Here is an 11,904-nt window from a genome sequence, read left to right as displayed (position 1 = left end):
GACGTCAGCTTCGCTTTTCATTTCGATTTCCAGTTATCAACGTTTGTATTTCCACGAGTGCAAAGTCCACTATAGGCCTGGACACGCCAAAATGATCTCTAATCCACTGCTCGTCGTCATTGATGTAGCTATCGCGCAAGGCGCACGCTTCGAGAAAAAGGTATGCGCGCTCGGCTCGCTCCACAACGGTCAGGACAATATCCGTTGCATTCAGGAGTTCCAGCGAATCCAATGCCCTGTGCCTGATTGCGAAATGATCCTTGATACGATCGAGAAGGGCGCGCGGAGAGCGGCCATGTTCTCCGTTGTGAAGGACGTTTACGACGGAAGCAAATGCCGTGAGTTCGGATCGGATGGCTATCGCCAATGCTCGTGCGCGAAGAGCCTGGCTTCTAGATATATCAGCTCGTCGCTCAGCCTCAGCGGCCTTTTGATCACTCAGATGGGCCTGCTTTTCCTGGAGCAACTCCTGCGCAGCGACCTTCTTTTCATAGGCCGCTCTGTCGTTAAAAACTTTCTGCCGCCACATGGCAAAGGCAAATGTCCCAACGGTAAATCCAGCTTGCGTCCATGCGGCCCACTCGCTCTGGGTTATACAGAACCCTTTCACCAGCCAGCTGCAGTAATTTACCGGGTCCGCCACGTCACATCCCCTGTGTCTGATCGCGGGATTGTATGCGGGGGACGTGCCTGATGCACAGCAATTACCGCGACCGCGACCTGCTGGATTTGGCTTACCGCATCCAGTGCACCCTCCTCATCCCTGGCGTCTGCGTGGGCGGATACGGCGAGCCCTGCCACAGCAACCAGAGTCGTCACGGTAAGGGTGGGGCGATGAAGGCCCACGACTGCTTCTTCGCGAGTGGCTGCCGGGCGTGCCATCAGGAGCTGGATCAGGGCCGCAGATACACCGAGGAAGAGAAAGCCCTCATCTGGCAGGCCGGGCTGGTAATGGTGGCCGTATGACCATCCGGATAGTGGTCTACGGATCCCCGGCACCTCAGGGGAGTAAGGCCTTCAAGGGCACCTACAAGGGCCGGGATGGGCTCGTTCACGCCAAACTTGTGGAGGCGTCGAAGAAGGTGCGCCCATGGCGACAGGACGTGAAGCTGGCGGCCGAACAGGTGCGCAAGGCACTGGGTCTTGCCGTGCTGGACGAGCCGCTGCAAGTCCGGATGACCTTCACGTTGTCCAAGCCGCTGAGCGCCCCGAAGCGCCGAAGGGTCTTCCCCAGCAAGTTGCCCGACCTGTCCAAGCTCGTGCGATCGACTGAAGACGCTCTGACCGACGCCGGCATCTGGCGCGACGACGCCCGAGTGGTGGAGTGCACCGCGGCGAAGCGCTACCCGGGCGAGGGGGCGGACGCGCTCGACGCACCTGGTTGCGTCATCGAGATCGGAAGGGTCGAGCCATGAGCCTCGCCGCCGCTGTCCGGTTCTGGATGGGAGAGCACCCTGGCTGGCACCTCGCTTCCGAGATCGCCGATGGCATGCAGGCGTGCGGAATCAACAGAAGGAAGGCCATCAAGGCGCTTTGCAACATGGCCGACGCCGGGCTTGTCCAGGTGGCCGGCAACCGCCGACACATGCGCTACACCATTGACCGGCCAAGCCGGGACCATATGCAACAGGAGAGAAGAGATGGCTGACCGACGCGAATTGCTGGCACGGCTCAATCCCCAAACCTGCAGGTTTGATGTCGGGCAGGGCGGTGGCACGCCCTCGTTGCAGACATCCGACATCGCCGCCGCGCTGGGAATGGTTCCTCCCGGGCTTGGCCGTGAGGTGATGGAGGCCGTCTACCTGCCAGACGGGGCAATGCGGCATCGGGCTAAGTTGGCCGAGGCGGTGCTTGCGATCGTGCGCCCAGAGTTCACCCGGCGTGCGCGTGCGCTGGCCGAGGCCGAAGAGGATCTGAGCTTCTCCAAGGAAATGGTCAGCCTGAGCCGGCGCGGTCTGTCCGACGCTCAGCGGCGGATCCTGCGGGAACGGGAGGCTGCGGTGGCGAGCGCACGCGCCAACGCCTGGCCGAGGAACACCTACCAGCACCTCTCACGCATGGTCGACGCAGTGGTGGCGGAGCTGGCCAGCGGCAACCGCTGCCCCAACTGCAAGGGCACGGGATTGGTGAACGACAAGGGCTGCCCTGAGTGCAGGTGCACCGGGATCGAGCCCTTGCCGGATCGCCGGCGAGCGATGGCTATGGGTTGCCATCCTGTCGACTATCCCAAACGCTGGAAGCAGGTGTTCGAGTGGCTTCTCTCAGAGCTCAATCGAGAGGCCGAACATGCGGCAAGGCAGTTCTCTCGCGCGTTGAGTGATCGCGAATGGCGGGCACAGGCGCAAGCTGCATAGGTCTCGCGGATGTAAGGTTGCAGACTTTACATTTTGGCGTGCAGAATCCTCACCATCGCGAGGTTTGGCCACCGGCCAACCTCACTGCCTCAGCCCCGCCATCGTGCGGGGCTTTTTGTTATGCGGGTCTGGCCGAGTGGTCAGGCTGCAGCCTTCCAAGCTGCCCACGTGGGTTCGATTCCCATGGCCCGCTCCATCTACGCCCGCAACCCCCGACCGGATCAACCCTCGCGCCCAGCCGGCAGCGGGGCGGGCACCTATGCAGGGAAGGTCATGACCCACATCACACCCCAACAGGCTGGCGGCGTGAACGTCGTGGCCTTCCTCGACATGCTGGCCTGGGCAGAAGGGACGAGCACAAGCCCGGCGACCAAGGACCGCGGTTACGACGTGATCGTGACCGGCGCTGACCGGGTGCCGGAGGTGTTCACCGACTACTCAGTGCATCCGTTCTCGCGCGGCCGGAAGTCCAAGCGCATCAACAGCAAGGGCCTGACCTCGAATGCGTCGGGCCGTTACCAGTTCATGCTGAAGAACTATGCCCACTACCGGGACCTACTGAAGCTGCCGGACTTCGGGCCGTTGTCGCAGGATCGCTGGGCCATCCAGCTGATCCGGGAGCGCCGAGCGCTGCCGCTGATCCAGTCGGGTCGCATCGCGGAGGCCATCGCCAAGGTCCGCAACATCTGGGCGAGCCTGCCGGGGGCCGGCTACGGCCAGCCCGAGAAGAAGCTGGCCAACCTGCTGGACGTATACCGACAGGCCGGCGGGAAGGTGGGCGGGAGCGCATGAGCATGGAAACCCAGCCGAGCCAGGACGGCCGCACTCGCCTCTCATTGGGACCAGTCGAAAAGTGGATCGTCGGCGCGTTCGCCGGCGGTGTGGTTGCCGGCGTGCTTTGGCTGGTGGGGTCGGTACAGACCCTGCTCAGCCAGCAGCAGGTCACTAACCAACAGGTCCTGACCGTGCAGCAGCAGCTGCAGACCATCAACACCCAGCTCGCGGACGTGCCAGCGCTGAAGCTTGAACTGGCGAAGCAGGCCGTGCAGGTCGAGCAGAACAAGCAGGACATCCGCGAGCTGAAGCAGCTCAGGGGGCTGAAGTGAAGGACCGTTTCAACTGGCATGGCGTGGCCGGACGCGCCAGCACCTGGCTGGCCACATTGGCGGCTGCCGCCGCTGCCGCACTCGGCGCCTACGCCTTGATGCCCGAGCGCGCGCAGCAGCTGTTCCCCGAATGGGGCCTGATCGTGCTGGGCGGCCTGGCCGTCGGCGGCGCGTTCCTGGTGCCTGTGGCGACCAGCTTCAAGCAGAAGCCGAGGGGAGGTAGCCGTGCTGATCCCTGACCCGATCCGTCCCTATACCGATCTGCTTCGCTGGGGCCTCTTGATCCTGCTGGCCGGTGGTCTGTTCGTCGCCGGATGCCAGCGCGGCGAGGATCGCGCGGTCGCCAAGGCCCAGGCCAGCATCGCCAAGGCCGAGAAGCAGCGCGACGACGCCCGAGATCAGGCTGCCGAGAACCTGCGCGCGGCCAATGCCGCCGGTGAGCTTCTGCGGGAAGTGAACCGGCAGACACAGGCGTCGATCGACGCCGCAGCCCGGCAGAAGGTGGCAGCCGATGAGGCCGCGCGTCGGGCAGAAGCGGTCGCCGCCGAGAGTCAGCGCCGCGCTACGGCGGCCGAGAAGGCACTGGCGGCCGCCAAAGCCATACCGGCTTGCCGGTCTCAACTGGAGATGGCCCTGTGCGATTCCATTCCCTTGCTCTGATCCTGATGCTGCCTCTGTGTGGCTTCGGCACATGCTCGAAGAAGCCGGAGCAGCCGAAGCTGCCGGAGAAGGTCTATGTGCCGGTGGAGAAGCTGGTTCCGGTTGATTCGCGCCTGACCAAGCCGTGCCCAGCCAGACGCGCCGAGTCGCGCACAGTGGAGGCAGTGGTGGACGCCTACAACGCGAACCTGATTACTCTGCAGGACTGTGACGCCCGCATGGGCGAGATCCGGGAGCTGGGGAAAGCAGGCGCCGAGCCGTGAGTAGGCCGCTGCCGCCCCCAACTTTGTTGGAGATCGACCTGGAGGACCTGACCCAGCAGTTCAGGCCAGCGCCCGAGGTGTGGGCATGGATAGAGGGGGAGGTCCTGGACGAAGGGGGGAACCTCCACAACTCGGATCACCAGCACCTCCAAGGCGCAGACGTTGCAGTCCTCTGGGCGTCCTCCTCGTTCACCAAGCAGGGCAGGACCGTGGTGGGGCAGGCCGAGCTGGTCGCCTTTCGGGCCGGTGGGTGGCAGAAGGCCCGTATGGAGCGCCAGATGGTCGACTGGTTCGGCCGGGTGCCGGATGCAGTCATAACCCTGGCCGCCGACTACTGCGCCGAGTGCAGCGATACCGACTTCTGCGCGCTGGTCGAGCATGAGCTCTACCACCTGAGCCAGGAGACGGATCAGTACGGTGCCCCGAAGTTCCACAGGGACGGCACCGCCTGCCTGGCCATGCGAGGGCACGATGTGGGCGAGTTCGTCGGCGTGGTGCGCAGGTACGGAGCCAGCGAGGAGGTCCAGCGGATGGTAGACGCAGCAGGCAGGCCGCCCGAGGTGGCCAAGATCAACATTGCCCGGTCATGTGGGACCTGCCTCCTGAGGGCGGCATAGACACGACCGGGCACGACAAGGCTGAACAGAGATGCCCGCCCTTGATGCCCATGTGAAGACCTTCATCGTCCAGCAGTTGGCGTGCTTCGACACGCCCAGCACGGTGGTGGAAGCGGTCAAGAACGAGTTCGGGGTGACGGTCAGCCGCCAGACGGTTGAGTCCCATGACCCGACCAAGCACGCCGGCCGGAAGCTGGCGGCCCGCTGGGTGGACCTGTTCAATAGCGCCCGAGAGCGTTTCAAAGCCGAGACGGCGGACATCCCTATCGCCAACCGGGCAGTGCGGCTCCGGGCGCTCAATCGCATGGTGAACCAGGCCGAGAAGATGAAGAATCTGGGGCTTGCCGCGCAGCTCATCGAGCAGGCGGCAAAGGAGACTGGTGGGGCGTATACGAACCGCCAGCAGGTGGAGCACAGCGGACCCAACGGAGGACCGATCCAGAGCGCGGACATGACGCCCGGCCGGTTCCGTGACGTGGCGCGGGGGCTATTAGAGGACGTGTGACGTGGCTGAGCTGACCGCCGAACAGAAGATGGTGGCGGCGGAGCTTGCACGTGAGGACTTCTACTTCTTCAGCCGCTACACCTTCATGCGCAAGAAGGGGTTCCCGTGGATGCGCGCCCGGCACCACGCCGAGCTGTGCGCAGCCTTGGACCGGGTCTATCGGGGCGAATGCAAGCGGCTGGTGATCAACCTACCGCCGCGCTACTCCAAAACCGAGCTGGCGGTGGTGAACTGGATTGCTTGGTGTCTGGGCAAGGTGCCGGAGTCCGAGTTCATCCACATTAGCTATGCGGCGGACTTGGCGCTCAACAACAGCGCCAACACCCGCGAACTGGTGCAGCACGAGGTATACGGGGAGATCTTCCCTGAGGTGCAGCTACGAAAAGACAGCAGCGCGAAGGGTGACTGGCGTACCACCAAGGGCGGTGTGGTCTATGCCACCGGCGCCGGCGGCACGGTCACCGGCTTCGGCGCTGGTAAGGCACGGCCAGGCTTCGGCGGCGCGATCATCATCGATGACCCGCACAAGCCGGACGAAGCAGGGAGCGACAAGGTCCGTAGCGGCGTCCTGGACTGGTTCAACAACACGCTGCAGTCGCGCGTGAACAGTCCCGAGACGCCGATCATCGTCATCATGCAGCGCCTGCATGAGCGGGACCTGGCTGGTTGGCTTCTGGGCCGCAAGCCCGGCGAACCGGCGCGGCCGGGCGGCAACGGTGAGGTCTGGGAGCACGTTTGCTTCCGGGCGCTGTCCGATGACGGCGGCGCTCTCTGGCCGGAGAAACACACGGCGGCGGACCTTGACCGCATGCGCGAGGCCATGCCCTACGTGTTTTCCGGGCAATACCAGCAGGAGCCGTCGCCGGGCGAGGGCGGCATCATCAAGACTGGCAAGATCGAGACAGTCGACGCGCTGCCAGCGGGCCTGCACTTCGTGCGCGGCTGGGACTTGGCCGGAACCGAGGCCAAGATGAAGAGGGGCGACTACACAGCGGGTGTGAAGCTCGGTCGCTCATCGGAAGGGGTCATCTACATTGCCGATGTGCTGCGCGAGCGCATGGGGCCGGATGAGGTCGAGACGGCCATTGGCAACACCGGTAAGGCCGATATGTGCCTTCAGTCGATCCCCCAGGACCCCGGTCAAGCAGGCAAGGCGCAGGTGATGCATCTGAGCCGGAAGCTATACGGCGTGCCCTCGTCCTTCTCGCTGGAGAGCGGCGACAAAGTCACCCGGAACGCGGGCTTCGCCGCTCAGGTGAACGCCGGCAACGTGAAGATGCTGCGGGCTCCTTGGAACGACCCGCTCATGAACGAATACAAGATGTTCCCCAACGGTCAGTTCGATGATCAGGTGGACGCGAGTTCCCGCGCGTTCAATGCCCTGGACGACGAGTTGGCCCTCTTCATGGCACAGGCCCAATGAGCAACCACCTGCAGCAAGACGGATACATGGATGCGGTGTTGGGTGACAAGAGCCTGGGGGCGGTCGTCTCCGCCGCGCTGGTCAGCGACTCCCATCTGTACGCCGAGGGCGGGCTGCCCGCGCGGGTAGTGGATCTTCCGGCGGACAACGCGGTCAAGGGCGGTGTGACGATCTCCGGTGACACGGATGGTGTCATCCAGGTGGAGCTGGAGCGCTTGAACGTGCTTCCGTTGCTCGCCGATGCTGCGCGCTGGTCTCGGCTGCGGGGCGGCGGATGCCTTCTGGTGATTGCCGCTGACGGCGGGTTGCTGAGGGACCCGCTCAAACCTGAGCGCTTGGACACCATCGAGGAACTGCGTGCGTTCGAGATCGATGATGTGTCGATCGATCGGTCCTACAACGACCCGAATGCCCGGAACTACGGGCAACCCGAGTTGTACCGGCTTCGGGTACGTGGGGCAGGCACGCAGGTTCTGGTGCATGAGTCGCGGCTGATCGAGGTGCCGGGTGAGCCGCTCCCGGCACAGATGCGGCAGGACAACATCCCCTGGCGGGGGAGGGCGGCAGCTACCCGCGCTTTCCGCCGGATCCGCGACTACATCGAAGCGACCAGCCTCGCCAAGGAAATCCTGCGGCGCAAGCAACAGGCCGTGCACAAGATGAAGGGCATGGCCGCCGCCATCGTCGCGAACCAAGAGCAGGCCATCCAGAAGCGCCTGACGATGGTGGACCAAGCCCGCGGGATCCGAAACAGCGTCGCTGTGGACGCCGAGGACGACTACGACATCCGCGACACCAACGTGGGCGGGGTCAACCAGCTCCTGCAGGAGTTCCAGATAGCGCTGTCGGCGGAGACAGGCATCCCCGTCACGCTGCTGTTCGGCCGCTCGCCAGGTGGCCAGAACGCTACCGGGGACGCCGACTTCGAAGGCTACTACAACCTGGTCGAGCAGCTGCGCAGCCTGAGGATGCAGCCGGCACTCGAGCGCGTCATCGCGTTGATCTGTGCACAGCGGGCGCTGGCGGGGAAGGCTCCCGACAACTGGAAGGTCCAGTGGTCGCCGTTGAAGCAGCTGACGGAGAAGGAACTGGCCGACATTGAGAAGACCAAGGCTGAGGCGCTGAAAACCGAGGCCGAGGCTGTGGTTGCCATCACCGGCACAAGTGCGGTTTCGGAGGAAGATGCCCGCAGCTATGTCGAGCAGCGCGGCTTGTTCGGGCTGGTGCCGAAGGACAGCACACCGGGGACCGCGGCGAGTTATGCGGGCGGCCTGTGAGCCGGCCGGCTCGCAAACCTCGGCGCTGGCTCTATCCGGCTGGCGTCGAGCGGGACTATGAGCAGGCACTGACGGCCATAGCTACCGAGCTAACTGCGGTCGTGGGGCCGGCGGTGATCCGCGCGCTGGGCTATCGGTCCGACGCGGTCGACCCGTCGATCGCGGCAGGTTGGTACGACGAGCTTGTGCAGGCACTGGCAGCGGCCACCTCGCTGTCATCGGTGCAGGACCAAGTGCTCGGGCCACTGGTGTCCGAGTTCGCCAGGCGCACGACTGCCTTCAACAAGCAGCAGTTCCATGCCGTTCTGAGGTCCGCCTACGGGGTGAACATCCTGACGGCGGATCCGGACCTTCGCGGCCTGATGCGAGTCTGGGAGGCGGAGAATCTATCGCTCATCCAGTCAATCCCCACGCAGTATGTGGAGCAGCTGCGGGGGCGAGTGACGGCGGCGGTCCAATCGGGCCGCAGCCTCAGGGACGTGATCAAGGTCGTGCGCGACACCTACGACCTGCCCAAGCACCGAGCCGAGCTGATCGCTCGGGACCAGATCGGCAAGCTGAACGGCGATATCACCCAAGCCCGGCAGCAGGGCATCGGCGTCGAAGAGTACCGCTGGCGCGGCGTGCTGGATGGCCGCGAGCGATCCGAGCACGTCGCTCGCGAGGGGAAGACGTATCGCTGGGATCAGCCGCCAGCCGACGGCCATCCGGGGCAGCCCATTCGCTGCCGGTGCAGTGCTGAGGCCGTACTGCCTGATCTGGATGACCTCGCGGCACTCATCGTTCACTAGGAGGGCAATATGCCCGCACAACGCTTTGATCGGGTGGAGCTGAAGGCGACCACCACCGTCGAGGGCTTCATCCAGGACGCCCCGATCCTCACCCGCACGGGGATCTTTGATTACCGCGGTCCTGACGGGAAGCTGCGCCGGGAGTACCGACCGCCGGAAGAGGTCTTCCACGCGGATTCGCTGTCCAGCTACCGCGGCAAGCCGATCACGGACGGGCACCCCGGCCTGGTCACTGCCAGCAACGCCAAAGTGCACACCGTTGGCACCCTCCTGACCGAAGGACGGCGGGATGGCGACGACGCGCGCGGCGACGTGGTGATTTACGACACGGCGCCCATCGCGGCCGGCAAGAAGGAACTGAGCCTGGGCTACACCCTCGACATCGAGGAGACGCCCGGCGAGATCAATGGCGAGCGGTACGACGCCATCCAGCGAAACATCAGGGTCAACCATCTGGCCCTGGTCCCCCGTGGCCGTGCGGGCAACGCCCGGCTCAATCTTGACGCGGCAGACGCCGACACAACCGAGGAAGACACCACCATGACCATGGTCAAGGTTCGCCTGGACTCCGGCATCTCCTACGATGCCGCGCCCGAGGTCGCCAACGCCCTGCAGGCAACGCAAGACGCGCTCACCGCCGCTCGCTCCGACATCGACAAGGAGAAGGCTCGCGCCGATGCTGCCGAGGCCAAGCTGGTCGATGCCGAGAGGGCAGCCGACAAGATCCGCGCCGATGCTGCCGCGGCTGCCAAGGCCCGCATCCTGCTGGAGGACAGCGCAACCAAGATCGGCGCTAGCTTCAAGCCCGACGCCACCGACACCGAGATCCGCAGTGCCGTGATCAAGAAGGTGCGCGGCGACAGCTTCGACCTGACCGGCAAGAGCGACGGCTACATCGAAGCCGCCTACGACTTGGCCATCGCCGAGAAGGGGCAGCGCCAGGACGCGGTCGCCAGCCAGCGGCAGGACCTGGTCGGCCAGCGCCCTGCCGGCAACAACCCCGAAGTCCGCCAGGACGCCCGTTCCGCGCGCGAGCGCATGATCGCCCGCAACAGCGGCGAAACCACCGAGGAGTGATTCCCCATGTATGAGGACTACCAGTCCCGCGCGTTTGCGGGCATGAAGGGCGATTCGGGCGACGACCGCGTCGAATCGTTCCCGGTTGGCGCTGCTGGCCTCGGCCTCGGCCTGGTCACTGGCACGGACGCGAGCGGCGTGCTGGTCGCAGGGGCTGGCACCAAGGTGCGCGGCATCAGCCTGCACAGCCACACCATCAACGGTGCCGGCTATGTCCAGTACGACTGCGCTTCGGTCATGACCAAGGGCCATGTCTGGGCACAGGTAGCCGCAGGCGGTGCCGTGACCGTCGACGGTCCGGTCTCCTTCGCCGCAGATGGCCGGGTGGCCAACGCTGGCACGGCCCTGCCCAACGCGGTGTTCCGCAGCGGCATCGTCGCCGTCACGGATCCGGCTGGCGTGTCGTCCAACGTCGCCCTGGTCGAGCTGCACAACCCGTTCGCGGTGCCGCCGGCCGCTCCGTAATCCGGTCTGCAACCGACACCCCTCCCAAGCCGCCTTCGGGCGGCTTCTGCATATCAGGAAACCACCATGCACGAGCACTACGACGAGGCTGACCTCTCGGCAGTGGCGCAGTTCCAGCAGAACACCGGAGCCGATCTGGTCCGGCAGGATGCTGGCATCTTCACTGCCCGCCAGCTGGACTACGTCCGCACCCGCACCTACGACCGCAAGCTGCCGCCGATGAAGGGGCTGATGCTGGTCCCGCCGTCGAGCGACGTCCCCGAATGGGCCGAGACCGTGACCTACTCGGTCTACGACTCGGTGGGCATCGCCAAGGTCATCGCCAACTACGCCGACGACCTGCCGCGCGCCGACGTGGCCCGCGTCGAGAAGACCATCCGGGTCAAGACCATCGGTGACAGCTACGGCTACAACGTCAACGAGCTGATCGCCTCGAACGCCACCGGCGCCAATCTCCCGACCCGCAAGGCCAACGCCGCGCGCCTGGCGGTGGAAATCAAGCTGAACCTGATCGGCATGGTTGGCGATGCCGCCTATGGTCTGTACGGCCTGACCAACCACCCGAACATCGGCACCACGACCATCACCGGCGGCTGGACCATGGCCACCGACGCGGACGTGATCCTGGCCGACCTGGACGCGATCTACAACGCGGTGCGCGTGCAGTCGAAGGGTGTGCACACCCCGAATCGCTTCGCGATGGCCACCGAGCCGCTGTCGATCATCAGTTCCAAGCGCCTGCCGGACTCGAACGGCCTGACCGTGGCCGAGTTCTTCCGTCGCAAGCATCCGGGCTTGGAGTTCGAAGAGATGGCCGAGCTCTCGGGCGCTGGCCCGGGCGGCGATGATCTGATCATTGCCGGCGAGTTCGCGCCGGACAACATCACCCACGACGTGCCGATGCAGTTCAACCAGCTGCCGGCGCAGGCCCGCAACCTGGAGCTGGTGGTGCCGTGCATGGCCCGCAGTGCCGGCGTTTCGGTCTTCTATCCCCTCGCGTTCACCAAGGCGGTGCTGTGATGGCGACCTACAAGAACAAATCCGTGGGCGCCCACGTCCACGATGGCAAGGTGATCGCCCCCGGCGGCACGTTCGACGCCCAGCCGACGAAGAACCTCGGCAAGCTGGTCAAGGCGAATCTGCTGGAAGTGGTATCGGGCGCACCCAGCGCGCAGGCCGGCACCGGCGGCGACGGCGAAGACAAAGCCGCGCTGGTCGCCCGCGCCAAGGAGCTGGGCGTCCCCAACGCCGGCGCCAACTGGGGCGTCGAGAAGCTGAAGGACGCCATCGCTGCGTTCGAGGCTGGGCCTGGGTCCATGCGCCTGGACCAGATCCGAGAAGAAGGCAACAAGAAGGACGCATAACC

Annotated in this window: 19 protein-coding genes and 1 tRNA gene; 19 read left to right on the top strand and 1 reads right to left on the bottom strand. The window is 65.1% G+C overall.

Translation table 11 applies throughout. The features are described from left to right. Positions 1 to 4: 4 nt before the first annotated feature. A complete protein-coding gene (locus ACVOJ1_RS02915) occupies positions 5 to 643 on the bottom strand; it encodes a hypothetical protein (RefSeq protein ID WP_346479976.1) in 639 nt (212 codons plus the stop codon). 50 nt (positions 644 to 693) lie between these two features. On the opposite strand from ACVOJ1_RS02915, the gene ACVOJ1_RS02910 reads away from it, so the two are divergent. The 19 genes from ACVOJ1_RS02910 (at position 694) to ACVOJ1_RS02820 (ending at position 11,902) form a co-directional block, all read left to right on the top strand. Next, on the top strand, positions 694 to 966 hold the full coding sequence (locus tag ACVOJ1_RS02910) for a hypothetical protein (protein WP_346479975.1): 273 nt from the start codon (positions 694 to 696) through the stop codon (positions 964 to 966). Beyond that, the gene (locus ACVOJ1_RS02905; RefSeq protein ID WP_346479974.1) at positions 963 to 1,415 is read left to right on the top strand and encodes a RusA family crossover junction endodeoxyribonuclease; all 453 of its coding nucleotides are present in this window, start codon (positions 963 to 965) and stop codon (positions 1,413 to 1,415) included. Before ACVOJ1_RS02910 ends, ACVOJ1_RS02905 begins: the two co-directional genes overlap by 4 nt. After that, on the top strand, positions 1,412 to 1,648 hold the full coding sequence (locus ACVOJ1_RS02900) for a hypothetical protein (RefSeq protein WP_263178053.1): 237 nt from the start codon (positions 1,412 to 1,414) through the stop codon (positions 1,646 to 1,648). Before ACVOJ1_RS02905 ends, ACVOJ1_RS02900 begins: the two co-directional genes overlap by 4 nt. Then, positions 1,641 to 2,354, top strand: a complete 714-nt coding sequence (locus ACVOJ1_RS02895) for a hypothetical protein (protein ID WP_346479973.1) — start codon at positions 1,641 to 1,643, stop codon at positions 2,352 to 2,354. The genes ACVOJ1_RS02900 and ACVOJ1_RS02895 overlap by 8 nt, the downstream gene beginning before the upstream one ends. Positions 2,355 to 2,476: 122 nt before the next feature. Further along, positions 2,477 to 2,550: transfer RNA gene (locus tag ACVOJ1_RS02890), tRNA-Gly, on the top strand. Positions 2,551 to 2,627: 77 nt separating this feature from the next. Then, positions 2,628 to 3,146 (top strand): glycoside hydrolase family 24 protein, encoded by a 519-nt coding sequence (locus ACVOJ1_RS02885; protein WP_346480044.1) that lies wholly within the window; start codon positions 2,628 to 2,630, stop codon positions 3,144 to 3,146. Then, positions 3,143 to 3,460, top strand: a complete 318-nt coding sequence (locus ACVOJ1_RS02880) for a hypothetical protein (RefSeq protein ID WP_227255505.1) — start codon at positions 3,143 to 3,145, stop codon at positions 3,458 to 3,460. The genes ACVOJ1_RS02885 and ACVOJ1_RS02880 overlap by 4 nt, the downstream gene beginning before the upstream one ends. After that, positions 3,457 to 3,699, top strand: a complete 243-nt coding sequence (locus tag ACVOJ1_RS02875) for a hypothetical protein (protein WP_111185530.1) — start codon at positions 3,457 to 3,459, stop codon at positions 3,697 to 3,699. Before ACVOJ1_RS02880 ends, ACVOJ1_RS02875 begins: the two co-directional genes overlap by 4 nt. Next, complete coding sequence (locus tag ACVOJ1_RS02870) at positions 3,686 to 4,120, top strand: hypothetical protein (protein WP_111185532.1); 435 nt, start codon at positions 3,686 to 3,688, stop codon at positions 4,118 to 4,120. Before ACVOJ1_RS02875 ends, ACVOJ1_RS02870 begins: the two co-directional genes overlap by 14 nt. After that, complete coding sequence (gene lysC / locus ACVOJ1_RS02865) at positions 4,096 to 4,383, top strand: Rz1-like lysis system protein LysC (protein ID WP_346479972.1); 288 nt, start codon at positions 4,096 to 4,098, stop codon at positions 4,381 to 4,383. The genes ACVOJ1_RS02870 and lysC overlap by 25 nt, the downstream gene beginning before the upstream one ends. A 26-nt stretch (positions 4,384 to 4,409) precedes the next feature. Beyond that, on the top strand, positions 4,410 to 5,000 hold the full coding sequence (locus ACVOJ1_RS02860) for a putative metallopeptidase (protein WP_346479971.1): 591 nt from the start codon (positions 4,410 to 4,412) through the stop codon (positions 4,998 to 5,000). 31 nt (positions 5,001 to 5,031) lie between these two features. Continuing rightward, positions 5,032 to 5,505, top strand: coding sequence for a DUF2280 domain-containing protein (locus ACVOJ1_RS02855; protein ID WP_346479970.1), 474 nt, complete (start codon positions 5,032 to 5,034; stop codon positions 5,503 to 5,505). A gap of 1 nt (position 5,506) precedes the next feature. Further along, complete coding sequence (terL, locus tag ACVOJ1_RS02850; protein ID WP_346479969.1) at positions 5,507 to 6,928, top strand: phage terminase large subunit; 1,422 nt, start codon at positions 5,507 to 5,509, stop codon at positions 6,926 to 6,928. Further along, the gene (locus ACVOJ1_RS02845; RefSeq protein ID WP_279924383.1) at positions 6,925 to 8,205 is read left to right on the top strand and encodes a phage portal protein; all 1,281 of its coding nucleotides are present in this window, start codon (positions 6,925 to 6,927) and stop codon (positions 8,203 to 8,205) included. Before terL ends, ACVOJ1_RS02845 begins: the two co-directional genes overlap by 4 nt. Positions 8,206 to 8,318: 113 nt before the next feature. Then, positions 8,319 to 8,996, top strand: coding sequence for a phage head morphogenesis protein (locus tag ACVOJ1_RS02840; RefSeq protein WP_346479968.1), 678 nt, complete (start codon positions 8,319 to 8,321; stop codon positions 8,994 to 8,996). Between the two features lie 9 nt (positions 8,997 to 9,005). Further along, positions 9,006 to 10,073, top strand: a complete 1,068-nt coding sequence (locus ACVOJ1_RS02835) for a DUF2213 domain-containing protein (protein WP_346479967.1) — start codon at positions 9,006 to 9,008, stop codon at positions 10,071 to 10,073. Positions 10,074 to 10,079: 6 nt separating this feature from the next. Then, complete coding sequence (locus ACVOJ1_RS02830) at positions 10,080 to 10,538, top strand: structural cement protein Gp24 (RefSeq protein WP_346479966.1); 459 nt, start codon at positions 10,080 to 10,082, stop codon at positions 10,536 to 10,538. 66 nt (positions 10,539 to 10,604) lie between these two features. Further along, entirely contained in the window at positions 10,605 to 11,558 is a 954-nt protein-coding gene (locus tag ACVOJ1_RS02825) for a major capsid family protein (RefSeq protein WP_279924377.1), read from the top strand. Next, complete coding sequence (locus tag ACVOJ1_RS02820; RefSeq protein WP_346479965.1) at positions 11,558 to 11,902, top strand: hypothetical protein; 345 nt, start codon at positions 11,558 to 11,560, stop codon at positions 11,900 to 11,902. Before ACVOJ1_RS02825 ends, ACVOJ1_RS02820 begins: the two co-directional genes overlap by 1 nt. The last annotated feature ends 2 nt before the right edge of the window (positions 11,903 to 11,904 follow it).

The sequence above is a fragment of the Stenotrophomonas sp. STEN225 genome (genome assembly GCF_056756445.1).
This window is presented reverse-complemented; position numbering and strand designations above follow the sequence as displayed.